Origin of the sequence: Streptomyces yunnanensis (assembly GCF_029011865.1) — a bacterium.
GTDB lineage: Bacteria > Actinomycetota > Actinomycetes > Streptomycetales > Streptomycetaceae > Streptomyces > Streptomyces yunnanensis.
This window is the reverse complement of record NZ_CP095749.1, coordinates 8,050,578-8,074,502: the sequence shown is the minus strand read 5'-3', so window position 1 is coordinate 8,074,502 and position 23,925 is coordinate 8,050,578. Positions and strand designations below refer to the sequence as shown.

The 23,925-nt window shown below is 69.0% G+C and carries 27 protein-coding genes; 25 read left to right on the top strand and 2 right to left on the bottom strand.

Annotated elements, in window-relative coordinates; translation table 11 throughout:
• Window positions 1-26 precede the first annotated feature (26 nt).
• The 20 genes from MOV08_RS35235 to MOV08_RS35140 all read left to right on the top strand — a co-directional run bounded on the left by MOV08_RS35235 (window position 27) and on the right by MOV08_RS35140 (window position 17,475).
• Entirely contained in the window at window positions 27-962 is a 936-nt protein-coding gene (locus MOV08_RS35235; protein ID WP_275310305.1) for a DUF2637 domain-containing protein, read from the top strand.
• A gap of 104 nt (window positions 963-1,066) precedes the next feature.
• On the top strand, window positions 1,067-1,597 hold the full coding sequence (locus MOV08_RS35230) for a helix-turn-helix domain-containing protein (RefSeq protein ID WP_338057430.1): 531 nt from the start codon (window positions 1,067-1,069) through the stop codon (window positions 1,595-1,597).
• 4 nt (window positions 1,598-1,601) lie between these two features.
• Window positions 1,602-2,864, top strand: coding sequence for a PBSX family phage terminase large subunit (locus MOV08_RS35225; RefSeq protein ID WP_275310304.1), 1,263 nt, complete (start codon window positions 1,602-1,604; stop codon window positions 2,862-2,864).
• The gene (locus tag MOV08_RS35220; protein WP_275310303.1) at window positions 2,851-4,326 is read left to right on the top strand and encodes a phage portal protein; all 1,476 of its coding nucleotides are present in this window, start codon (window positions 2,851-2,853) and stop codon (window positions 4,324-4,326) included. The genes MOV08_RS35225 and MOV08_RS35220 overlap by 14 nt, the downstream gene beginning before the upstream one ends.
• Window positions 4,327-4,684: 358 nt before the next feature.
• Window positions 4,685-5,140 carry a hypothetical protein gene (locus MOV08_RS35215; protein WP_275310302.1) on the top strand — a complete coding sequence of 152 codons (456 nt, stop codon included), beginning with the start codon at window positions 4,685-4,687 and terminating at the stop codon, window positions 5,138-5,140.
• Between the two features lie 470 nt (window positions 5,141-5,610).
• A complete protein-coding gene (locus MOV08_RS35210; RefSeq protein ID WP_275310301.1) occupies window positions 5,611-5,949 on the top strand; it encodes a hypothetical protein in 339 nt (112 codons plus the stop codon).
• A gap of 354 nt (window positions 5,950-6,303) precedes the next feature.
• Entirely contained in the window at window positions 6,304-8,529 is a 2,226-nt protein-coding gene (locus MOV08_RS35205; RefSeq protein ID WP_275310300.1) for a phage minor capsid protein, read from the top strand.
• 9 nt (window positions 8,530-8,538) lie between these two features.
• A complete protein-coding gene (locus tag MOV08_RS35200) occupies window positions 8,539-8,724 on the top strand; it encodes an Rmf/CrpP fold protein (RefSeq protein WP_039638359.1) in 186 nt (61 codons plus the stop codon).
• Window positions 8,725-8,810: 86 nt separating this feature from the next.
• The gene (locus tag MOV08_RS35195) at window positions 8,811-9,407 is read left to right on the top strand and encodes a hypothetical protein (protein WP_275310299.1); all 597 of its coding nucleotides are present in this window, start codon (window positions 8,811-8,813) and stop codon (window positions 9,405-9,407) included.
• A gap of 18 nt (window positions 9,408-9,425) precedes the next feature.
• Window positions 9,426-10,403 (top strand): major capsid protein, encoded by a 978-nt coding sequence (locus MOV08_RS35190; protein ID WP_275310298.1) that lies wholly within the window; start codon window positions 9,426-9,428, stop codon window positions 10,401-10,403.
• Window positions 10,403-10,801, top strand: a complete 399-nt coding sequence (locus MOV08_RS35185; RefSeq protein ID WP_275310297.1) for a hypothetical protein — start codon at window positions 10,403-10,405, stop codon at window positions 10,799-10,801. Before MOV08_RS35190 ends, MOV08_RS35185 begins: the two co-directional genes overlap by 1 nt.
• Complete coding sequence (locus MOV08_RS35180; RefSeq protein WP_275310296.1) at window positions 10,798-11,118, top strand: hypothetical protein; 321 nt, start codon at window positions 10,798-10,800, stop codon at window positions 11,116-11,118. Before MOV08_RS35185 ends, MOV08_RS35180 begins: the two co-directional genes overlap by 4 nt.
• Window positions 11,115-11,468 carry a hypothetical protein gene (locus tag MOV08_RS35175; protein ID WP_275310295.1) on the top strand — a complete coding sequence of 118 codons (354 nt, stop codon included), beginning with the start codon at window positions 11,115-11,117 and terminating at the stop codon, window positions 11,466-11,468. Before MOV08_RS35180 ends, MOV08_RS35175 begins: the two co-directional genes overlap by 4 nt.
• Entirely contained in the window at window positions 11,465-11,896 is a 432-nt protein-coding gene (locus MOV08_RS35170) for a minor capsid protein (protein WP_275310294.1), read from the top strand. Before MOV08_RS35175 ends, MOV08_RS35170 begins: the two co-directional genes overlap by 4 nt.
• A gap of 11 nt (window positions 11,897-11,907) precedes the next feature.
• Entirely contained in the window at window positions 11,908-12,420 is a 513-nt protein-coding gene (locus MOV08_RS35165; RefSeq protein WP_275310293.1) for a phage tail tube protein, read from the top strand.
• A complete protein-coding gene (locus MOV08_RS35160; RefSeq protein WP_275310292.1) occupies window positions 12,420-12,908 on the top strand; it encodes a DUF7426 family protein in 489 nt (162 codons plus the stop codon). Before MOV08_RS35165 ends, MOV08_RS35160 begins: the two co-directional genes overlap by 1 nt.
• 29 nt (window positions 12,909-12,937) lie before the next feature.
• Window positions 12,938-13,129, top strand: a complete 192-nt coding sequence (locus MOV08_RS35155) for a hypothetical protein (RefSeq protein ID WP_275310291.1) — start codon at window positions 12,938-12,940, stop codon at window positions 13,127-13,129.
• Between the two features lie 6 nt (window positions 13,130-13,135).
• A complete protein-coding gene (locus tag MOV08_RS35150; protein ID WP_275310290.1) occupies window positions 13,136-15,556 on the top strand; it encodes a phage tail tape measure protein in 2,421 nt (806 codons plus the stop codon).
• A gap of 2 nt (window positions 15,557-15,558) precedes the next feature.
• Window positions 15,559-16,461 (top strand): phage distal tail protein, encoded by a 903-nt coding sequence (locus MOV08_RS35145; RefSeq protein ID WP_275310289.1) that lies wholly within the window; start codon window positions 15,559-15,561, stop codon window positions 16,459-16,461.
• Window positions 16,462-16,473: 12 nt separating this feature from the next.
• Window positions 16,474-17,475 (top strand): hypothetical protein, encoded by a 1,002-nt coding sequence (locus tag MOV08_RS35140; RefSeq protein ID WP_275310288.1) that lies wholly within the window; start codon window positions 16,474-16,476, stop codon window positions 17,473-17,475.
• Between the two features lie 48 nt (window positions 17,476-17,523).
• On the opposite strand, the gene MOV08_RS35135 is transcribed toward MOV08_RS35140, so the two are convergent.
• Complete coding sequence (locus tag MOV08_RS35135) at window positions 17,524-18,153, bottom strand: hypothetical protein (RefSeq protein WP_275310287.1); 630 nt, start codon at window positions 18,151-18,153, stop codon at window positions 17,524-17,526.
• A gap of 201 nt (window positions 18,154-18,354) precedes the next feature.
• Here MOV08_RS35135 and MOV08_RS35130 point away from each other — a divergent pair, with 201 nt between their 5' ends.
• Together MOV08_RS35130 and MOV08_RS35125 are read left to right on the top strand one after the other, a co-directional pair.
• Complete coding sequence (locus MOV08_RS35130; RefSeq protein WP_275312000.1) at window positions 18,355-19,455, top strand: hypothetical protein; 1,101 nt, start codon at window positions 18,355-18,357, stop codon at window positions 19,453-19,455.
• The gene (locus MOV08_RS35125) at window positions 19,456-20,199 is read left to right on the top strand and encodes a hypothetical protein (RefSeq protein ID WP_275310286.1); all 744 of its coding nucleotides are present in this window, start codon (window positions 19,456-19,458) and stop codon (window positions 20,197-20,199) included.
• Between the two features lie 89 nt (window positions 20,200-20,288).
• On the opposite strand, the gene MOV08_RS35120 is transcribed toward MOV08_RS35125, so the two are convergent.
• Entirely contained in the window at window positions 20,289-20,960 is a 672-nt protein-coding gene (locus MOV08_RS35120) for a hypothetical protein (RefSeq protein ID WP_275310285.1), read from the bottom strand.
• Window positions 20,961-21,085: 125 nt separating this feature from the next.
• Between MOV08_RS35120 and MOV08_RS35115 the strand changes: the two genes are divergently transcribed.
• The 3 genes from MOV08_RS35115 (at window position 21,086) to MOV08_RS35105 (ending at window position 23,895) form a co-directional block, all read left to right on the top strand.
• Window positions 21,086-22,534: a hypothetical protein gene (locus MOV08_RS35115; RefSeq protein ID WP_275310284.1), complete on the top strand. Its 1,449-nt coding sequence runs from the start codon at window positions 21,086-21,088 to the stop codon at window positions 22,532-22,534.
• A gap of 29 nt (window positions 22,535-22,563) precedes the next feature.
• On the top strand, window positions 22,564-22,812 hold the full coding sequence (locus tag MOV08_RS35110; protein ID WP_275310283.1) for a hypothetical protein: 249 nt from the start codon (window positions 22,564-22,566) through the stop codon (window positions 22,810-22,812).
• A gap of 72 nt (window positions 22,813-22,884) precedes the next feature.
• A complete protein-coding gene (locus MOV08_RS35105; RefSeq protein ID WP_275310282.1) occupies window positions 22,885-23,895 on the top strand; it encodes a peptidoglycan-binding protein in 1,011 nt (336 codons plus the stop codon).
• Window positions 23,896-23,925: the final 30 nt, after the last annotated feature.

Below are 23,925 nucleotides of genomic sequence, written 5' to 3'. Positions count from 1 at the left end.
TAACCACCACGGGAGCAACCCCCGCAATGGCTACGCACAACCCTACCCAACCCCTGCCCGCGGCCGGCCGGCTCACCTGGGCGCCCCTCGCCGCTGCCGCGCTAGCAACGGCCGCGTTCGCTTTCCTGGCGTTCCGCTTGTCGTTCGCCGCGCTCACCGCGCTTGCCACCGAGCACGGCGTCGAGCCCGACGTCGTGTGGATGTTCGCCGTCTTGGTCGACGGTGGCGCCGTCGTCGGCACCGTCGGTGTCATCGGCGCCCGTCGCGCCGGCCGCTCGACCGCGCCGTACTGGTGGACCGTCGTCGCGTTCGCATCGGTGTCGCTGGCGTTCAACGTCGCGCACGCCGATGGAACGCTGCTCGGTGTCGCTATCGCCGTCGTACCGCCGGTCGCGCAGTTGGTTGCCACCGAGCTACTCGTGCGGATGCTGCCCACCGCCGGCGCCGCCGCCGTCGACGACATCACACCGGCGGTTGCCGCCGCTACCGACGCCGCGCGCCGCGCTCAGGCCGCCGCCGACGCCGCCCACACCGACGCCACCGCGGTACAGGCCGCCCTCTACACTGCCACCCGGACCGTCACCGACGCCGCCGCACCGCCGTTGGCCCTGGTCGATCTCGCCGCCGCCGTCGCCGCCATTGATGGACCGCCAGCCGTCGACGACGCCCTCGACGACGCTCCGCCGCCGCTCCCCCTCGCCGCCACGTTCACCGCGCCGCCGCTCCCCACGCCAGCCCCGTTCGACGACGACGCCACCCCCGGCGCCCCGGCGTCGATCACCGGCGCCGCGCCGACGGACGCCGTCGCCGCATACCGGCGCCTGCACAGGGAGACCGGCAAGCGACCGACGGCCGAGGCGCTCGGGCAGGCACTCGGCCTCAAACGCACCCGGGGCAGTGAGATACGAATCGCCGTCGAGCGGGCGCTCGGCATCCACCTTGCGACCGTTACCAAGTCGTGATCTAATGAGCGGCGCCTCCGGCGTGCCCGGAAACTGAACGTACGCCCCGTCGACCCTCCCCCCGGTCGACGGGGCGTTCGCATGCCCAAAGGAGGTGATGAGCCATCGCCGCGCCCATCACCGACAAGGACCGCAACGAGGTTCGCCGCCTCCACGCGGCCGGCCAGTCCCGGAACCAGATCGCCCGCGCCATCGGGCGCAGCAGCTCGACCGTGTCGAAGATCGCCCGCGACGAGGGACTGCGGTTCGAAGGCGGGGCGCGGGTCGCTCCGGCCACTGCGGCGCGGCAGCTCGACCTCGCCGAGCAGCGCCGGCAGCTCGCCGGCCGCCTGTACGCCCGCGCCTCCGCCAACCTCGACCGCGTCGAGGCCACCGAGTATGTGCGCGTTGAGCTGCTGCCCACCGGCCGACCCGTCCGGCTGATCTCCGACGAACCGCCCGCCCAGGATGAGCGCCACCACTCCCAAGCCATCAGCTCATACCTGACGAGCGCCGCGCGGCTCGTCGAGATCGACGCCGGCACCGGTACCGGCGAGGTCCGGTCCATGCTCACCGACCTTGCCCGCGGCCTGCGCGCCGCGTTCGCCAACGCCGACCAGGCCGAGACGGACGAAGGGACCGACACCGGGAGGTGAGCCTGTGCTCGACTCCCTGCCGCTGTCCCGGAAACAGCTCCAGTCCATCGCGCAGGCCACCGCCCGAATCTGCCTTTGGCACGGCGCGGTGCGCTCCGGCAAGACCGTGGCCTCGCTGCTGGCGTTCCTCCTGGCCGTGGCCGAAGCGCCCGCATCGGGACTGATCGTGATCTGTGGGCGCAGCTTGCAGACCATCGAGCGCAACTGTCTCGAACCGCTGCAAGACGAGGCGCTGTTCGGGCCCGTCGCCCGGCAGGTACGGCACACCCGCGGGGCGACCACGGCCGTCATTCTCGGCCGGACCGTGCACCTGATCGGCGCGGCCGACGCCCGCGCCGAGGGCCGCCTGCGCGGACTGACTGCCTGCTTGGCCTACGTCGACGAGGCAACGCTGCTCCCCGAGGGGTTCTGGACGCAGCTCCTTGCCCGTCTGTCCGTGCCTGGGGCGCGGCTGCTGGCCACCACCAACCCGGACGGTCCGCGGCATTGGCTCAAGACGGGCTATCTCGACCGCGAGGCTGAACTCGACCTGAAGTCATGGCACTTCCGCCTCGACGACAACCCGAGCTTGTCCCGCGCCTACGTCGCATCGCTCGCCGCCGAGTACGTCGGGCTGTGGAAACGACGCATGATCGACGGCGCATGGTGCGTCGCCGAAGGCGCCGTCTACGACATGTGGGACGAGCGGCAGCACGTCGTCGATACCCTGCCCGCGATGCGCCGATTGTGGCTCGGCATCGACTACGGCACCACCAACGCCACCAGCGCCGTACTGCTCGGCCTGGGCGACGACGACCGGCTGTACGCGGTCGCCGAATGGCGCCATGACTCCCGGCAGACCCGCCGGCAGATGACCGACGCGCAGTACAGCGCCGCCATCCGTCGATGGCTGGCCGAGCAGCAGGTCGAACCAGAGTGGACGTTCGTCGACCCGAGTGCAGCAAGCTTTTCCACACAGTTGTGGACGGACGGGCACCCCAGCATCGCACGGGCCCGAAACGAAGTCCTCGACGGCATCCGCAGCGTTTCGACCGCGTTCGACTCCGGCCTGCTGCGCGTCCACTCCTCATGCTCCGGCCTGCTGTCCGAGCTACCTGGCTACGCATGGGACCCCGCCGCGTCCGACCGCGGCGAAGACCGCCCGATCAAGCGCGACGACCACAGCGCCGACGCCCTGCGCTACGCCGTGCACTCCACCGCTCACGAGTGGCGCCACCTGATACCCGCGCCCACCGACGAGGAGGTGACGCCCCGTGCCGCTGCCTGACAACGGCGCCCCGTGGCCGCCGCCGACGCTCGGCCACCTGTACCGCGAGATGCGCGTCGATGACGCGTGGTACTCCGGCGACCGGCGCCGCCTGGCCGACGTCCACCAGGACCACCAGCACCGGCGCGACGGCCGCCGCCGACTGTGGGCGCGCCACCGCCACCCGCAGCCCGGCCGGCACGACACCCGGCTGCATATCCCGCTTCCCGCCGACATCGCGACCACCTCGGCCGACCTCCTGTTCAGCGAACCGCCCACATTCACCGTGACCGACCCCGCGGTGCAGGCCCGGCTCGACGAGATCACCGAGGCCGGCGGCATTGCGAACACGCTGCTTGAAGCGGCCGAAGTGGCTGCCGCACTTGGCGGGGTGTACCTGCGCGTCACGTGGGATGCCTCCCTCGCTGCCCGGCCGCTGCTGACGGCCGTGCATGCTGACTGCGCCATACCGGAATTCCGCTGGGGACAGCTCGCCGCCGTCACCTTCTGGCGTGAGCTGTCCGCGGCCGGCTCCACGGTCTGGCGCCACTTGGAGCGGCACGAGGTCGGGCGCATCCTGCACGGCCTTTACCAGGGCACCACCGACAGCCTCGGCACTCGGACGCCGCTCACGGAACACCCCGAGACGGCACCGCTGGCCGACTCCCTCAGCGCCGAGGGCGACACGATCGAGACCGGCCTCGACCAGCTCACGGCCGCCTACGTGCCCAACATCCGCCCCAACCGCAGGCATCGCGGATCACCGTTCGGCCGCAGCGACTACCAAAGCGCACACGACCTGTTCGACGCACTCGACGAGACATGGTCTTCGTGGCTGCGCGATATCCGCCTCGCCCGCGCCCGGTTGATCGTGCCCGACGGCTACCTGCGCGACCACGGCCCCGGCCGCGGCGCATCCTTCGACGACGACCGGGAGATCTGGCAGGCGCTCAGCATCCCGCCAGGCGACAACAACGCGTCAGGGATCACCCTGTCGCAGTTCGCCATCCGGGTTGCTGAGCACCAGCAGACGGCCGACGCAATCATGCGGCAGGCCGTACAGCTCGCCGGATACTCCGCGCAGTCCTTCGGCCTGGGCGACTCGACCGCCGCCACGGCAACCGAGGTCACCGCCCGCGAGCGCCGGTCAATGACCACCCGAGACAAGAAGTCGCGATACTGGGCCCCGGCCCTGGCCGACATGCTTCACGTGATGCTCCGCCTCGACCGGGCCCTCTACACCCCAGCGCTGACACCAGAACGGCCCGTGATCGTTTACGGGGACTCTGTCAGTGAGGACCCGCAGACGGTCGCGCAAACCCTGTCGCTGCTCCAGCAGGCGCAGGCCGTGAGCACCGATACCAAGGTGCGTCTATTGCATCCGGATTGGGACGACGACACCGTACGGGCCGAGGTCGACCGCATCCTCGCCGAGACCGGACAGGCTGTACCGGACCCCATGCAAGCCGGCGCCCTCGACTAGTGCCGCTAGAGATAGCGTTCACCCTGCGGCAGCTCCCCCGTTTCCTCGCCACACACCGAATGGGCGTACGATGCACTCCTTGGCGAATTATTGTCCCGTCATCAGATAATGCGACCACAGATGTCCACAAAATTCACGTGAGCTTGCCCCTCAAGCCTGCGCCGAGCTCCCTTGCGCCCCCGCCATACCCCGTGCGCCCGCTGCCAGCCCCTGGGATTTCATCGTATTCATTGAAAAACTCCCTCAAGGAGCGAAATCCCCACGCCACGCCTGACCGGCAGGGCGATTCCGACTCCGTGTGAGTGAACCCCAATGTCCACTCATCTCTCTGGGTCTCCAGCGCCAAGGAGGGCTCCTGATGCCGACACACATCGCCGCCGGTCTCGGAACCGCCAACTCGACCTACAATCCATCCGTCCAGGCAACCGAACAAACCGTCACGCTCCACAGCGAAACAATCTTCGAGCCCGGCCTGCCCTGTGCTGACAACCCGACGCGCCTGCTGTTGTCCGACAAGCTGGACGGCAACTTCCTCACGTCGTGTCTAGGCGCCATCCAGAATCCCAATCTCAACGGGGTCCTGAAGTTTTCGGACGGCACAACCAGCAACTACCACATCAGCATCCTCACCGCTGAACGCGTGGAAGGGCACGTGGTCGCCCGCGCTACCGGAACCATCAACAACGGCCCCTACGCCGAGGCCACCATCAATCGTCTCGGAATCCGCCTGGCCGGGAACGTCACAGCCTGCTTGACAGGCGGCGGTGTCTCCAATTCCACCGGCGCGGAAGTGGTCATCATCACGGGGCCATAGCATCGTGACACGTGGCAGCGAGCGGGTCCCGAGGAAAGCCGACAACTCCTTAGGGCCGTGGCAGGCCAGCCCTGAAATCATGGAGAGAAACGCTGAGCACCTCGCCGCACGCTCCCGTCCACGTTGCACACTCCCCCGAGCACACCGGCCCCGGAACCTGTCACAGGACCGGGGCCATTCCACTGGCCGTCGAGATCAGTAGTAGCTCTGCCATTGATAGCACCGATTGCCACCCACGACAGTAGCGGTCCGACAGTCAGAGAAGCTCATCATCCATCAGCATGCCCTCCGCGAGGCCATCTAGAACAACGAGCTACACACCGAAATAAACTCACTTGAGGACTCGCTAGAGAAGGCGAAGGATGGCCCCACCCGAACCCGCGGTGACAGAACTCCTATTACCATAGAGCCCACCAGATATCGATAGAGGCGCCAAACTCATTAAACCGTTCTTCTACTTCATTGAACCGTTGGGAGAACTGGCCAGTGAGACCAGAGAAGAAAACCGCAACAGCGTCCCAGAGGCGAGCAAAGAAGGCGCTCACCAATTCATAGGAAACAAGGATTATTCCTCGCTCATGGAGATTCTTGTTGCCGATCGCGATGAGCGCATTAGAAATGCCGACCTCACGACTAATGAATTCCTGAAGGTTCTTTCCAGCCCGCCCTTCGACGCGACTCCTGAACTCGCGAGGGTCAATTCCGCCACACCCGTCGACACTTCCCTTTCGCTCACTTACATCGCGCATCGTTCGATCTTTGTTGCACTTGATGGCGGCCTTCTCTTCGTTTCGACGAGACTCAATTAGCGCCTTAACTTCAGATGGGAGCACACAGCCGGACCTAAGGACAGTCGCCGTGATCTCGTAAGCAAGTTCATAGGTCTGAATCTGTGCGCCAGTCGAAGGGTCCAAGGCGGACGGCGCACTCGTCTCGATCGACGAAGGTAGGAGAAAATCCATACGCGCTTGCAGCGCTCCCGAATTCGCGGTTCGAATAGCCCGCATCATCGACTCAAACCCACTCTCGGGTGCGTGGGAGGTATCGACTGACCCCATGGCGTACTCCTATTTCCTGCGCCCACACCAAGACGGCATTTACATGTATCCCCCGGTCGACCTCGCATTGAAACTACAGTAGAGGGATATTCGGGGGGGGGTGCTGTGCCGATCCACCCAGGAATGGTCGAGGACCTCTCGGCCGGCGTTCGTGACCTGTACGCGGACGCCGAGCAGCGGTTGCTGGGCATTGTCGCCCGGCAACTTGCTGCTGGCCTGGAGGCACCCGGGTGGGCGGTTGCCAAGCTGCGCGACATCCAGCCGCTACGCCGGACCGCGCAGAGCGTCGTCGCCGAACTCGCCAAGGCAACCAGCCTGGACGTGTTCGATGTGGTCGCCGAGGCGTACAACACCGGCGCCCGCGCCGGGCTTGCCGAACTCGGCGCGCTGCACGACGGGGACGTCCGGCGGATCGCTGAAAGCACCCCGAACGGGCGGGCCGTTGACCGGCTGGCGCACGAGACCATCGACCGCGTCACCGCCACGCACCGCGGCATTCTCCGCGGTGTTGAGGACGGTTACCGCCAGGTGATCAGCGAGGTGTCCGCTACGCCCCTGCTCGGTATCGACACCCGCCGGCAGGCCACCCAACGCGCGATGGAGCGGTTTGCCGACCGGGGCCTGAGGACGTTCGTCGACAAGGGCGGGCGCGCGTGGTCGATGACCTCGTACGCCGAAATGGCTGTGCGTACCAGCGTGGGGCGGGCCGCGGTCGAGGCGCACGGCGACCGCATCCGCGCCGCCGGGGTATCTCTGGTGATCGTCTCCAACGCTCCGCACGAGTGCCCGCTGTGCCGCCCCTACGAGGGGCGTGTGCTGGCCCTGGACGGCCCGGACGGTGCCCGCACTGTGGAGGTCGAGCACGCCGTCGAGGACGGCCGCACGGTCCGCGTGCAGGTGGCCGGTTCACTCGACGAAGCGCGGCGTGCCGGGTTCCAGCACCCGAACTGTCGGCACTCCACCAGTGCCTACCTGCCTGGGGTGACCCGGGCACCGGTCGAGCACTCCACCGATCCCGACGGGTACGAGGCAACACAGCGGCAGCGCGCCATCGAGCGGGGTATCCGGAAGTGGAAGAACCGCGCCGCAGCCTCGACCACGCCCGAGGGCAAGCGGGCGGCCGAGGCCAAGGTGCGCGCGTGGCAGAAGAAGCAGCGCGAACACCTTGCAGATCACCCCGAGTTGATTCGCCGGCGGTACCGCGAGCAGCCCGGCGCCGGGAACCTCCCGAGCACCGCCCCGCGTCCGCCGCAAGACGCCGTCGAGGCCGCACAGGTGCGCGCCGGCGACGAGCGGACTCTGCCGGAGATGGCCGACGAGCAGCTCGCCGTCGCGCACGGCTCCGGGCACCTGGACGAGCGCGACCGCGGCCGGATTGAGGCCGAGGCCGACCGGCGCGACGAGCACGAGCTGCTCGACCGTGTCCGCCCGCACGGGCGCCTCGCCGAGGATCTGACCGCGTTCGGTGACACCGAACTCGCCTGCGTGCTGCCGCACCTGGGCGACGACGACGTGCTGCGGGTGGCTGCCGAGATGGACCGCCGCGACGTGGCCTCCGGCCTGCCCGGCGCCCGGACGGACTTGATCGGTCTGTCCGACGCGCAGCTCGCCCGCCGTACCCGTGGCGCGGACGCCGGGGAGTTGAGCTCGCTGGCTGCCGAGGCGGACCGCCGTGACCTGCTGCGGACCGTGTTCCCCGGCGGGCACCTGGCGGCCGACCTGTCCGGCCTGGGCGACGATGTCCTCGGCTGGGCTATCCGTTACGGCCGCGAGGGCGACGTCGAGAGGATCGCCGACGAACTCGACCGACGGCACTCGCCCGCCCCGCCGGCCGAGGCACACGGGGCGCACACCGTCGAGGGACAGCTCGCTGACCGGGCCGCCGTCGACGAGGCCCTCGCGCCGGCCGCCGACCCGGACGACTGGGCGCACCTCGCGCTCGACGACGACCGGTACGCGGGCATGTCCGCCGCTGAACGGTGGATCGCAGAGCGTGAGGACGCCGCCGCGGCGCAACGCTCGGCCTACTCCCGTGAGCAGGTACGGGAGATGTACCGCGAGCACATCGCGGCTCAATGGCTGGAGGCCGAGAACGCGCTGCGCGGGCACCTGCTCAACCGGCGGGCCGAGGCCGACGGCATCGACCCCCGATCGCTGTTCACCGGCCCGGCACACGTGGCGTATGCGCGTGCGTCGGAGGACTTGATTCGCTGGTGGGAGACCCATCCGCGAACTACGCTGGCCGAGTACACCGAGCAGATCACCGGCGTCCGGGACACTGCGGCGCAGACCGCGCGGCACTCCCGCAACGACCGGCAGAACCGGCTGTAGGGAGGGTCCATGGGCACTAGGGGTGATCTGGTCCGCGCGATCAACGCGGGCGCGGCAGCCGGCCGTTCCGGCGACCCGGTAACCGCCTGCCCCTTCCCCTCTGGAGACCTGCGCCGCTCGGCGTGGGTGCGCGGCTACGCGAAGACGATGCGGCTGCCCGACGAGCAGCACGACCAGGAGCAGGCCGCCGAGTAGGCACTGCTGCACCAACCGACCTGAAGGGCCCGCCGATGGCGGGCCCTTTGTCATGCCTGCACACCACCACGAAGGACCCGACCCCCATGTCCGACACCACCACACCTACCGCCGAGGCCACGCCGACCACCGGCACCCCGGCCCCAGAGACGCCGTCCGCCCCCGTCGCGTCGACGCCGGCCCCGGCCGCCGAGCAGCAGCTCGCCGACGCCACGACGCGCGCCGAGCAGGCCGCCGCCGAGCGCGACGAGCTGCGGGCCGCCCTCGACGCGGTGACCAAGGCACTCAACCCCAACGGCGACCAGGGCGAGCAGGATCCGGCCGCGCTGGCTGCCACGGTCGCCGAGCGCGACAAGCAGCTCGACCAGACCGGCGCCGAGCTGCGCACGGCGCGCGTGGAACTGGCCGCCTACAAGGCCGCCGCCGACCACGGCGCCCGCGCCGACCGCCTGCTGAACAGCCGGTCGTTCCTCGACGCTGTCGCCGCGCTTGACCCCGCCGACGGGAAGTTCGACGAGCAGCTCGTCGCAGCGATCCGGGCCGCGGTCGAGGCCGATCCGGATCTGTACCGCGCGACCCCGGCCGTCCCCGGCCGCGGCGGTGCGGAGTTCAACGGCGCTCCGGCTGCGCCCACCAAGCCGGCCACCCTCCGCGACGCCATCGCCGCCCGGCTTGGCGCCTAAAACCTAGGAAGTACCCACATGGCAATCACCCTCGCCGACGCCAAGCTGAACACGCAGGACGACATCGACCTGCGTGTGATCGACGAGTTCCGCAAGTCCTCGTGGCTGCTGGACAACCTGACCTTCGACGACGTCGTGAACCCCGCCGGCGGCGGCGCCACGCTGACTTACGGCTACACGCGTCTGGTGTCCGAGCGCGGCGCGGCTTTCCGTCCGCTGGGCACCGAGTACGGCATCGAGCAAGCCAAGCGGTCCCGCGCGACCGTCGACCTGTCCGTGCTCGGCGGCGCCTTCGAGATCGACCGCGTCCTGTCCAACCTCGGCCCGGCCGCCACCAACGAAGTCGCCTTTCAGATGGGGCAGACGATCAAGAGCGCGCGTGCGTTCTTCTCCGACCAGGTCATCAACGGCACCCGCAACACCTCCACCGCGACCGGGTTCGAGGGACTGTCGAAGGTGCTCACGGGCTCCAGCACGGAGTACAAGACCGCGGCCGACTGGTCCACCCCCGCCGACCAGCCCGCAGCGCACAACGCCCTCGACTCCCTCGACGAGTTCCTCGGCCTGCTCGACGACACCCCGAGCGCGCTGCTCGGCAACAAGAAGACCATCGCCCGTATCCGCAGCCTGGCGCGCCGGGCCGGCTACTACAGCCGCACCGAGAACGCGTTCGGGCAGACGGTCGAGTCGTACAACGGGATTCCGTTCATCGACCTGGGCGCCAAGGCCGGCAGCGCCGATCCGGTGATCGGCATCGACGCCAAGACCGGCACCACCGACCTGTACGCCGTGCGCCTGGGACTGGATGCCTTCCACGGTGTCTCGACCGTCGGCGGCGGCCTGGTCCGCCAGTGGCTTCCGGACTTCTCCACCGCCGGCGCCGTCAAGCGCGGCGAGGTCGAACTCGGCCCGGTCGCCGTCGCGCTGAAGACGACCAAGGGCGCGGCGGTGTGGCGCGGCATCCAGGTCAACCCGGCTGCGACGCGGGGGGAGTGATGTTGCGGCGCCTGTACGCCACCCCCGAGCAGCTCGCCGCCTACCTCGGCGAACCTGCCCCGGACGGCGCAGAGCGGCTGCTCACCCGCGCGTCCGAGGACGTCGACAGTGCCCTGCTGACCGCGGTGTACGCGGTCGACGAGGACGGCGACCCGCTCGACGCGCGGGTGCGCGCCGCTCTGGCCGATGCCGTGTGCGCGCAGGTCGAGCATTGGCTCGCCACCGGTGACGACGGCACCGGCGCCGGCGGCGTCTGGGACTCGGTGAGTATCGGCCCGGTGTCCCTGTCGGGTCGGTCCGGGCAGCCGCCGGCCGCCGGCGGCGTCGAGCTGGCCCCGCGCGCCGCCCGCGCCCTACGCCGGGCCGGGCTTGAACCGGGGGTGGTGTGGCCGTGGTGACCCAGGTTCCCGCGGTGTTGCTGCGGCATCGGATCACGGTCGAGCCGTACGCCGGCGAGGGCGCCTATGGGGCCCAGTACCGGCACGCCATTCCCAACGTGCGTGCCCTGGTGGACGAAGCCCCGCGCATGGTGCGCACCGCCGCCGGCCGCCAGGTCACGGCAACGGCGACCGTGATTGCCGGGCCGACGCTGGACTGCCCGCCCGGGAGTCAGATCACCCTGCCCGACGGGCGCACCACCACCGCGCTCACCGTGACCCGGCACACCGCCCCCGGCCTGCCGGTCCCTGCGTGTACGGAGGTGACGTGCGAATGAGCCAGTCCGCCCGCCTGCGCTGGAACGGCCAGGCCGCAACCGCCGCCATCCGGCAGGCTGCCGCCCGCGGCGCGCTGCTCGGCGCCGAGCACGTTCTACAGGCCAGCCGTCAGCAGGTGCCGATTGCCGAGGGCACCCTCGAACGCTCCGGCGCCGCCAGTGTCGACGAGCAGCAGCTCGTCGCGGCCGTCTCCTACGACACTCCGTACGCCCGCCGGGTGCATGAGGATCTCAACGCCCGTCACTCTCCGGGGCGTTCGGCGAAGTATCTGGAGTCTGTACTGCCGCAGGAGTCGGCGACGGTGCAGGCGTTGATCGCCGCGCAGGTTCGGCGGGCGCTGCGCTCGTGAGCTACACCGCCGACCTCCTCGACGGGCTCGCCCGCCGGCTCGACGCCGCCGGGGTCGGTACCTACCGGCCCGACGGCGTGTATGTGCCGGGCGATACCGCGATCACCATTGCCGCGATGCCGCCGGCGCCGGATCGCGTGATCTGCCTATCTGCCTACCCGGTGGCCGACTCTCCCGTGCTCACCGACACCACCACCGGCATTCAGGTCCGCACCCGTGCCGGGGCAGACCCGCGCGAGGTCGACGCCCTCGACGACGCGGCGTTCGACGTGCTGCACGGATCCGGCCCCCGCACCTGGGGCGCGGCCCGCGTGCAGCTGCTCTATCGCGTCTCGGCCGCGCCGATCGGAGCGGACTCTGCCGGCCGTATGGAGCGCAGCAGCAACTACTACGCCCGCGCCCACCGCGCGGCCCGACACCTCGAATAGGAGGCGCCACGATGGCAACCCCGACGCCGCCGGCCGAGACCGTGACCGCACTGGCCCGCCGCTACCGGCTGGAGCTGGACACAGGCAAGGACGGCCCGCCCACGTGGGCCGTGATTCCCGGCATCACCGAGTTCACCCCCAAGATCGAACCCACGCAGCAGGACGTGACCACCTACGACGCCGAGGGATGGTCGGAGCAGGCCGTAACGATGCTGGCGTGGTCGGTCGAGGTCACCCTCGCCCACCGCGCCCACCCGACCACCGGACGGTTCAACGCAGCACAGGAAGCACTGCGCCGGGCGTCCATGTCGTTCGGTGCCGCCTCCTACGTCCGCGTGCGGTACTACGACCGCAACGGCGCCCCGGACGCCCAGGAAGGTACCGCCCTGGTCACCTGGGAGCCCGAGGGCGGCGGGCCGGACGAAATCGACACGATCAAGGTCACTCTTACCGGATCGGGTCCGCTGGTCGAGATTCCCAACCCGGTTGGGGACGCGCCGCCCGTGAACAAGAAGGAGGCGTAGTGGGATTCGAGGCGCTCGACGAGCTGCTCGACGAAACGATTCAGCTCCCCATCCGGGGCACCGTCTACACCGTCCCGGCCCCGTCCGCCGAGGTAGGTCTGCGCACGCAGGCGCTCCTGAACGCCGCGGCGGTAGCGGCCGACGGCGGACGCGTCGACGAGCAGGTGCTCGGGGACGCCGCCGAGCGGGACCTGTATGCCGACGTGCTCGGCAGCGCGCACGCGCAGATGGTCGCCGACGCCGTGCCCTGGCCGGCCCTCAAACACGCCGCCCTGACTGCGATGGTGTGGATCACGCAGGACAAGGCCGCAGCCGAGAAGTTCTGGAACGCGGGCGGCGACCCTTCTCGTCTGGCCCCGAACCGGGAGACGCGCCGGGCCCGATCGGGCGCGGCGAAGTCGACCCCGAGTCGGGGCTCTACGAGTGGTACGAGTGGCCCGAAGGCACCCCCCGCCCGCGCCCGGGGCAAGGGCAACCGCCCTCGCTGACCTGGCCCAAACTCCTCGGTCACTGGCCGTTGATCGAGGCCGATCTGCACGAGATCTACGGCGTCGACCTCGGCGACCGGGCGCTGCTGCGGGCCCGGTCCTGGCGCTGGCTGCGCGTGCGCATCCTCGCCCTTCTCTCCGCCGAGTCCCGCCTCGCCCGCGTGCTCACACCCCCACCCGCCGCCCCCGCACCCCCGGGAGGCACGACCGTCCGGAGGTGATGCGCCGTGGCCCTCCGCGTCGGCGAACTCGCAGCCACCATCACCGTCGACGACTCCGGCGCCCGCACGGGCGTACAGCGGGCCGAGGCCGCGCTGCGCGCCGGCGGGGATCGGATGGCCGCCAGTGCGGACCGTTCCGGGCGGCAGGCCGGTAACCAGCTCGGCGACGGTGTCGAGCAGGGCGCCGACCGGGGCGGCAACCGCGCGGCCGAGGCGATACAGAAGGGGCTCAAGAAGCTCGCCGCCGCCGCGGTCGGCCTGGCCATCGGCACGGCGCTGGTCGGTGGGATCGGCGAGGCCCTCGAACAGGCCAAGATTCCGGGCCAATTGCAGGCGCAGCTCGGTGCCAGCGGGCCGGCCGCCGCGAAGTACGGCAAGGCCGCCGGCGCGCTGTATTCCGGGGCGATCGTCGACAGCGTCCAAGACGGTGCCGAGGCGATCAAGGGCATCGCGCGCTCTGGCCTGCTGCCACCGGAGGCTACCGAGCAGCAGATCACCACCATGGGCAAGCGCGTGGCCGACACCGCCTCGGTGATGGGTGAGGACGTATCCGCCGTCACCCGATCCGTCGGCCAGATGATGCGAACCGGTCTGGCCAAGAGCGCCGATGAGGCCATGGACGTACTCGTGCGCGGTACGCAGCGCGGCGCGAATTCCGCCGAGGATTTGCTCGACACGTTCACGGAGTACGGCACGCAGTTCCGGAACATGGGCCTGTCCGGGCAGCAGGCGATGGGGCTCATTCAGCAGGGGCTCAAGGGTGGTGCCAGGGACGCGGACGTCGTTGCCGACACCATCAAGGAATTCAGCATCGAGGCTGTTGCCGGGTCGGACAAGGTCCGGGGAGGGTTCGAGAAACTCCACCTGAACGCCGACAAGATGTTCGCCGCCATCGGCAAGGGCGGCAGCAGCGCGAACGGCGCCCTCGACAAGACCCTCGACACCCTGCGGGCCGTTAAGGACCCCATCGAGCGCAACGCGATTGCGACCGAGTTGTTCGGCACCAAGGCCGAGGATCTCGGCGACGCACTGTACTCCCTGGATCCGTCCAGTGCGGTCAAGGCGTTGGGGGACGTCAAGGGTGCCGCCGACGGTGCGGGCAACGCCATGCGTGACAACGCCGCGACCAAGGTCGAAGTCTTCAAGCGGAAGCTCATGCAGGGAGTTGTCGAAGTCCTCGGCACCTACGTGGTTCCGGCGATTGAGAAGCTCGTGAACTGGCTCGGCGACGGTGGCCTCGGCCGTGCGTTCAAGACCGCCAGCAGCTTCATTTCCGAGCACTCCACCGCCCTTGGCATCGCGGCCGGCGTGATCACCACGCTCATGCTGCCCACCCTGATCACGCTCGCCGCCCAGGCGGGCATCACGGGCGCGGCGGTGGTGATGAGCTGGGCCACGCAGACCGCCGCCAGCGTTACCGCTGCTGGTCGGTTCGTGGTCACCAACGCCACCATCCTTGCCGGTTGGGTGGCGCAGGGCGGCGCCGCCGTCGCTGCCTGTGCGCGTGTGGTGGGGGCGTGGGTCCTCATGGGCGCGCAGAGCCTCATTCAAGCGGCACGGATGGCTGCTGCCTGGGTGATGGCCATGGGCCCTGTCGGCTGGATCATCACCGCCGTGGTGGGCCTGGTCGTGCTGATCGTCGCCAAGTGGGACGCGATCAAGTCAGCCACGGCCGCCGCCTGGGAGTGGGTCTGGAACAAGATCAAGTCAGTCGGTCAGTGGCTGCTAGACCTGTTCCTGAACTTCACCCTCGCCGGGATCATCATCAAACACTGGGACGACATCAAGGCCGGCACCGTCCGGGTCTGGAACGCCATCGTCGACTGGGTCAAGGCACTGCCGCAGCGCATCGCCGATTTCTTCCTGAAGTGGACGCTCGTCGGGCTGATCATCCGGCATTGGTCGGAGATCAAGGACGGTACGAAGCGCAAGGCCGGCGAAATGCTCGACTGGGTCCGCGGCCTGCCTGGGCGCATCGTCGGGTACTTCGGGGACTTCGGATCCATGCTCTACAACAAGGGCCGCGACCTGATCACGGGCCTGTGGAACGGGATCAAGAACATGGGTCCTTGGCTGGCAAGCACCCTCGCCGGGTGGGCAAAGGACTTGATTCCGGGGCCGATTGCCCGTGCGCTGGGGATTCACTCGCCCTCGCGTGTCATGCGGGACCAGATCGGCCGGCACATCCCCTCAGGCATCGTCGAAGGCATCAAGGCCGGCGCCCCCGCAGTCGACCGCACCATGCGATCCCTGGTGTCCGTTCCCTCCGCCCCACAGTTCGCCACCGCCGGCACAGCCCCCGCCAACGGCGCTCTGCAGGACGTTGGCGGGGGCACGTCGGTTCACATCGAGAACTGGCACGCCGGTGGGCAGTCCGCCGACCAACTCGCCGCCGCGCTGGCCTGGCAGATGAAGGGCAGGGGGTGACCATGTCCGCTGGTGATCTGGTCACCCTCCCCGGACACCTCCAGTACGGCGAGCTGCTGCTCGGGCCCGGCACGGCCGTGCGCTGGCAAAAGCTCGCCGGCTGGGAGGACTCCCCCGGCGTCGACTCCGGCACCGTGCCACGGTCCGGCGCACACGGGGCGATCCCCGGCCGGCTGCTGGCACAGCCCCGCACGATCACGGTCGACGGTGTCGTGCTGCGCACCCCGCCCGGCGCAATGACAACGGCAGTACGGGCCTTGGGCGCGCACCTGGCGCTCCGCGACGACGAACTGCCGTTCGTAGTACGCCTCGACGACGCCCCGCCGCTGCTTGCCTACGCCCGGTGCCTGCGGCACTCCATACCCGTCGACACCGGATACCGCATCGGCGTCGCGAGCGGTGGGGCGATTCAATTCGAGGCCAGCGACCCCCGCCGCTACAGCCTGATCGAGCAGCGCGCCGAGATCCGGCTGCCGGCCGCCGAGCCTGGCCTCGACTGGCACCTCGACCCCGGCCCCGAACGGTTGGGCTGGCCGCTGGACTTCGGGGCGCCTGGCTCGACCGGCACCACCACCGCCACCAACGAGGGCACCACCGACACACACCCGATCATCACGTTCCGGGGGCCGGTCGACCGGCCCAGTCTCACCAACCTTCTGACTGGCGACGTGATCGAGTACGACCTCGCCCTCGCCGACGGCGACGAGCTGCTCGTCGACACCGCGGCCGGCACCGTCACGCTCAACGGCACCACCTCACGACTGAGCGACGCGACCGCCCGCTCGATCCCCGAGCAGACCCTTACCCTGCCGCCCGGCGTGACGTCGTGGGCGTTTCGCGCCGCCCCTGGATTCACCGACCCGCGCGCTACCGCGATCCTGCGGTGGCGCTCGGCCTACTGGTAAGGAGCACCCCCTGTGACCGTGCGCGCCGCATGGCTGCTGCCCACTGGGCAGACCCGTGAAGACACCCGCCTCGCGCCGCTCGGCGCCATGGTCCCCACCAGCGAACTCGCCTCCCGCGATGGGGTGATCGCCGGCGGAAATCCCCTCTCCGCGGCCGGCGTCGGCCCCATGCAGCTCCAGATCGGCACCGGCCGCGCCCTAGTCCAAGGCACCACCCCACAGGGCGCCTACCCGGTCGCGGTGACCTCGCCGGAGACGCTGACGCTGGCCGACGGCGACGCGCAGTACGGCCGCATCGACGCTGTCGTGCTGCGGGTCCGCGATGGGCTGTATGACACCAGCGAGCAGACCGCCGTCGCCGTCGAGGTCATCCAGGGCGCGCCTTCGGCTACCCCGACCGCTCCCGCGCTGCCGCCGGCCGCGCTGCGGCTGTGGGAGGTGACCGTCCCAGCCGGCACGTCCGCCGGCACCGGCGGGATCACCTGGGGCTCCGCCCTGGCCGACCGACGCCGCTACACCGCCGCGTACGGCGGGATCATCCCCCGCGGCTGGGGCCTGAACTTCCCCGGCGCTCACGACGGGCAGTACCGCGACACCGGCACCAGCCTGGAACGCTGGAACGCCTCGGCCGGAGCGTGGCAGCCGTACCCGGCCGACACCGGATGGATCGACCTACCCCTGCCCACCGGCTATCAGCGGTTCTCCGCCAACGCCTACCCCTTCCAGATCCGCAAGACCGGCACACAGGTCCACCTGCGCGGGCGCATCACATGCACCGCCGGCCCCATCCCCGCCGACGGACAACCACTGCCGGGCCTGACCCTGCCTGCCGCCTATCGGCCGTCCCAGTCGCCCACCTCATACGCCGAGGTGCTGCTCGGCTGCGACGTCACCAGCACCTACCCGGCCGGCGTCGTCCGCGGAGAGATCAGCGGCCGAGGAACGATCACCGCCGCCTTTCAACGGCCCATCTCTACGTGGCTGGCCTTCGGCTGTTCCTGGTGGACCGACTGATCAACATGGTGAGGGTTGCCGCATTGCACCGCCTACCGCTGGCATACCTCATGCCATTGAATACACGCTCTCGATTCCCCTGGTGAGATCTTGGAAGAACTGCTTTACCTTCTGGAAGTATTCGAGGAACCGATTAATCAAGCCACTGAAGAAATCGGCCACTTTACTCCATACCTGATTGAAGAAATTGCTCACTTTCTCGTACGCCATGACAATTGCATTTTGCGTCTCCGGGCGCGCATTGCCAATCTGAATCAGGTCATCCGAGAGCTTCTCTTGTCGCTTACCATATTCGGCGACGTTCCTATTTGCGAGATCCCGCAATTTCTTGCCAAACTGTTCCCCTGTGAGCTTTTCGCTCTCCCTCTGACGCGCGAGATTGGCGACTTCGTTTTCGTTTTCCTTGAGGAGCGTCTCATGGCTCCTCCCGAAGGCTTCAATGAGGCTTGCCGCTTCCTTCGGAAGGTTTCCCTTTTCGGACCTCGGCGCGAAGTGTGCCGGAATCTGAAAACTAGGGGCTTCGGACGCTTTCCCTGGCGAGAACTGGGGACGTCCCGCCTTTTCAGCCTGGGATGAGTCTTCAAGAGCCATTGCCGTGTGCGCCAGAAGGGAAGCCTCATTGGTTGCCGAGACTGCTCGCGTCACGCCTTCAAAGGCGTTGGTGATTTCTGCGGTCATGACTACCTCCGTCGTGTTATGAAACGAGAGCTGGAATCTGAGGCCGCCTGAGGTGACAGTGCAAGCCGAAGTGCATCCGACCTATACATATGCCCAAAGCAATCCTTCTGATCGTGCACTCCGAAAAGATCCCCTATTCGGACGAAGGCTGATCGGCCAGTGCTCGCCGTCCTACAACAGCCCCGAGGGAGGACCGTGGCCATCGATAACACGTACCGAGTCCTGCTGTGTGATCTCCGCACCGACCAATTGCTCGACGTCCTGCCTCTGCAAGGGGTGAGTTTCGACGACTATCTCGGCAAGACCGGCACGGCATCGGGCACCATCCCCGTCCCCAACGCCGCCGTTGCCCGCCGCGTCCGCGCCGCCGTCACCCCGGGCCGCACGGCACTGTGGATCGAGCGAGGGCGGGAAATCTGGTGGGGCGGGATCGTGTGGACCGCCTCCATGCAGTCCACCGACCGCGGCGTTCTGTCCATGCAGGTACAGGCAGGCACCTTCGACAGCTACCTCGATCACCGCCGCCTGTTCGACACCGTCGAGGCCCGGCAGGTTGAACAGTTCGACATCGTGCGGCAGTTGATCGACTACGCGCAGCAGGCCGCCGGCGGCGATATCGGCATCGAGTACGGCACCGAGACGTCCGGCATGGCACGTGATCGCGTCTACAGCCGGTACGACGTTCCCTCGCTGCGCGACCTCATCGACCAACTCGGCAAAGTTCAGGGCGGGTTCGAGTGGCGCATAGCCGCCTTCCGGGACCCCGAAAACGGCCGACGCGTCAAACGCTTGCAGCTTGGATCACCGGTGATCCGGACCGGTGCGAGCGATGTCGTCCTCGACCATCCGGGCCCGGTCATGTCCTACGCCTGGCCCGTGGACGCCACCGGGCAGGCGAACGTCTGGCAGTCCCGCGGCGCCAGCGACAACGCCAACCAGGCCGCCGAATCCGTTCCGCTGCTGTCTGATCTGCTTGTGGACGAGGGCGCCCTCGCGGCCGGCTGGCCCCGCCTGGATGGCACCTCGGACTACTCCACCGTGGTCGAGAAACCGACGCTGGACGCGCACGCGCGGGCCGACTGGGACGCCGCCCGCGCCCCGCTCACCATTCCCGAGATCACCGTGCACATGGGCCGCGCGCCCCTCTCCCCCGCCATGCTCGGCACCACCATCCGCCTGCGCATACGCGATCTGTGGTGGCCCGACGGCCTCGACGAGCGGTACCGCGTCGTCGGCATGGCCATCACGCCGCCAGAGCGCGGCCGACCCGAAACCGCGAAACTCCTCCTGGAGGCGCCCTAAATGGCCGCTGTCCCCCTCGACCTCCTCGACCGCATCCGCGCCCTTGAGCGGCAGGTGCGTGAACTTGCCGGCCGCGCCCAGACCCGGCCCGCCCTGAACCGGATCACGCACGGGGCCGTAGTGATCGGCGAGGGCGGCAGCCTCGACGTCCGCGCCCCCGGCGGCACGCAGGTGCTCGGGGTGGGCCAGTTCGCCACCGGCCGCTACGGCGTGAGCATGGCCCGCGAGGACGGGACCGGCGTCGCCCTGGAAGTCGGCGGCAACGACACCACGGCCGCCCAAATGGTCCGGCTGTTCGCCCGCGGCGGGTACCCGTCCCCGATCGTGATGGATGACGGGTACGCCGACGGGTACCTCGGCCGCCCGTGGGTGCCCATCCCCCTCGCCCCCAGCGCCACCGTCACCGCCTCCGACTGGACCACCACCCACGCCGGAACCATCTGGACCCAACACGCCGTGCTCGCCGCACAGTGGTCGATCTACGCGCCGGCCGGCACCACCGCCGAGGCCCGCCTCATGCTCAACCGCGGCGGCAACCTCACCCAGCTCGGCGACACCCTCACCGCCACCGGCAAAGAGGTCTTCACCTCGCAGCGCATCACCCCCAGCGCGCACGGCCTTTCCCGCGGCGACACCGCCGCCCTGCTCATCCAGGCCCGCCGCACCGCCGGCACCGGCACCGCGGTTGCGTGGTGCCAGGGCATGTGGGGATCCAACACTGCCACTCCGAAGGAAGCCAAGTAACAGCGTCTGAGTACGCCTGCTTGCCGGAGGGTGGCTCGCCGAGTCTCCTTGCGGGCTCGCCACTCCTCCGGCATTGGGTGCTTTTTGCTCTACGCGCCAACAGTCACTCGGAAGGCAAGGTACTCGGAGCGCCAGGAGGCGATCGTCTGCCGTCCCTTGCGAACCTTGTCGCCGCCCGAATCGACGAGACAGACGTGATTACCCTTGAACATGTACAGGTCGCCCGGACTGCGGAGGTCGACGAAGCACGCGTCGATGTCCTTGTCGAATGGATAGGCCGGACGCCACTCTTCGATTTTGGTCGGCGCTTCCCGCATCTTGTTCCCACCAGAGTCGACCTTGCTCACCATGTCGCCCTTGAACAGGTACAGGTCGCCCGGGCTGCGCGGATCAACGAAACACGCGTCGATACCGGACTGGAACGGGTAGTTGCTGCGCCAGCTGGAGATCTCCATGGGCGCTTCCCGCTGCTTGTTGCCACCGGAGTCAACCTTGCTCACCTTGCTGCCCTTGAACAAGTACAGGTCACCGGGGCTCCGCGGATCAACGAAACACGCGTCGATACCGGACTGGAACGGGTAGGCCGACCTCCATTGGGAGATCTCCATCGGGGCCTGCATCCGTCGTTTGTTGCTCCCAGAGTCAACCTGGAGGACTCGGCCGCCCTTGAACAGGTACAGGTCGCCCGGGCTCCGCGGATCAACGAAACACGCGTCGAATGATGGCGTGGAATCGAAACCTTCTTCATTCTGCTCGGTCATGATCCCTGTTTTTCACAGATTCTTGGCGGCGGCATCCCGACCGGTCTATTCGAGTGAACTGGGCTGGGGTCCCTTCACGGTCCAAATCAAGTTCCGACGTCCTGACGCATGCTCTGAGGAGAAATGTGCTACCCAAGTCCATTCCCACCGTCACCGTCACCGGGCGATTCCTCTCGCCTGACGGCCGCCCGCTGTCCGGCAGCGTCGTTTTCCGCGCGCCGGCGCAGCTCACGTTCCCGGCCGCCGACGTCATCCTCGGCGGACCCGTCACCGCGCAGCTCGACGCACAAGGGCAGATCAGTGCGACCCTGCCCGCCACCGACGCGCCCGGCATGATCCCCGACGGCTGGTCGTACACCGTGACCGAGTCCCTCTCGGGCATCCCGGCCGGCCGCTCGTATCAAGTCCTGCTGCCCGCCGAGGCTCCCGAGGTCGACCTCGCCGACATCGCCCCCACCGACCCCACCAAGCCCAACTACGTTCCGGTGCACGGCGCTTCCGCGTATGAAGTGGCCAAAGCGGAAGGGTTTGAGGGCACCCGGCCGGATTGGCTCGCATCCTTGGTCGGCCCCCGCGGACAGGAAGGAACGCGGGGGCCGGCCGGTCCCCAGGGCGAGCCAGGCCCCCAGGGCGCACGCGGCGAGCAGGGCACCCCAGGGGCTGACGGCCGGGTGCAGTCCGTCAACGGCCGCTCAGCCGCCGAGGTCACGCTCACCGCGGCCGACGTCGGAGCAGTCCCCGCCGCCGCGGCCGGCGCCCCGGGCGGCGTCGCCCAGCTCGACGACGCAGGCCGCGTCCCCACCACCCAACTCCCCTCCACTACCGGTGCGGTCGCGTCGGTCAACGGCAAGACCGGGGCCGTGCAGCTCACCGCGGGCGATGTCGGCGCGCTGGCCACCAGCACCCGCGGCGCCGCCGGCGGGGTCGCCAGCCTCGACGCCGACGGGCGCGTACCCGCCACGCAGCTCCCGCCGGCTACCGGCGCCCGCAACACATGGTCCCCACAGGCACTCGGTTTCCAGGCGTGGACGTGTGACCCGTACACGGTCGCTAATCCCGTGGCCAAGTTCCTTGCACCGCAGCGGCTTTACGTGTGTGGCATCAACATCACGGAGCCAACGCAGGTCAACAGGGTGATCATGTTCGCCCGCGGCTATGGAGGTGTCCCAGCCGATCTGTTCGCGGCGGGCATCTATCGCGAGGACGGGACGAAGGTCACCGGCACCGCGGCGCCGGTCAGTCTCGACATGGCCGGGCAGACGGCCGGCAGCCCACCCCAGATGATCAACAACCACATCGGGGCAACGCCGATCGCCATGCCGTCAACAGTGACCCTCGCGCCCGGCCGGTACTGGGTGACATGGGTCCTGACCACGGGCAGCACCTCGGATTACGCGTTCTTCCACGTGCAGAACGAATCCCCCGTCGCCGCCGCCAACTGGTTTTTCGGTACCCCCTTCGCCCGCGCCTGGTACCTCAACGGCCAGACCAACACCCCCGCCAAGCTCAACCAGGCCGAGGCGGGCGTGCTCACCGACCACGACATTCCGATCATGGCCCTTGCCCTGGCCTGACCACACACCCACCAGTAAGGACTACACCCATGGCTGAGATCGTCCGTGCCGAAGTCGCCGTCACGTACGGCATAGAAGGGCGGGACCCCCGCCGGACCGTCATCCGGCACAACATTCCCATCATGACGTGGGCGCCGGGCGGCAGTGTCTACCTGACGCCTCAGGAGAACGAGGCCGCGCTCAAGGCCGCCGCCGCGGCCTTCGCCGCAGCCCTGCCCACCCACCGCGGGTACAGCATCATCGGCTCCCTGATCAGCGAGACCACCACCCCCATCTGACCTCCCACCCCGACCCTCGCACCACACGCCCGAGCGCACCGCGCCGGGCGTTTCCTCATCTCTGGAGATCCCATGGCACCCCCCCTGACCGCCGACCGTCTGCTCGCCGCGCTGCGCGCCGAGGGCGTCAACGTCATCGAATACGGCAACTGGCGCTCCCACAACCGCAACCACAAGGGACCGTTCGGCCCGGTCAACGGCGTGATGATCCACCACACCGTGAGCAGCGGCACCGATGCATCGGTGCGCCTGTGCTACGACGGATACGCAGAGCTGCCCGGCCCGCTGTGCCATGGCGTGATCGCCAAGAACGGCGACGTCTACCTGATCAGCTCCGGCCGCGCCAACCACGCCGGCCGCGGCGATGCTGGCGTGCTGAACGCCGTGGTCGCCGAGCGCGCCCTACCGGCCACCATCGCCAACAACGCCGACGGCAACACCCACTTCTACGGGTTCGAGTGCGTCAACCTCGGCAACGGTTCGGACCCGTGGCCCGAGGCGCAGCTCGACGCGATCGAGCGCGTAGGCGCCGCCCTGTGCCGTGCCTACGGCTGGTCAGCCGCGTCTGTGATCGGCCACAAGGAGTGGACGAACACCAAGATCGACCCCCGCGGCTTCAGCATGGACACGATGCGCGAGCGCATCGACCGCCGCCTGAACCACGGCGGCAGCAGCAGCTCGTACACGGTCAAGGCCGGCGACACCCTGTCGGCGATCGGCCGGGCGCACGGCGTGCCGTGGAAGGAAATCGCAGCAGCGAACGGCCTGCGGGAGCCGTACACGATCAAGCCCGGCCAGTCCCTCACGATGCCCGGCAAGCCGGCCCCGGCCCCGCGGTACGAGCCGTTCCCCGGGGACGGCTTCTTCAAGTCCTACCCGCGGTCGCCGATCGTGACCGCCATGGGCCGCCGCCTGGTCGAAGTGGGCTGCTCGGCCTACTCCGACGGGCCCGGCCCCCAGTGGACCACCGCCGACCGCGAGTCGTTCCGCAAGTGGCAGCAGCACCTCGGCGACGCGCCCGCGTACTGCGACGGCTGGCCCGGCCGCCGCCAGTGGGACGCCCTCAAGGTCCCCAAGGTCTGATCCCCCCCGGCCCGTCCGCACACGGCGGAC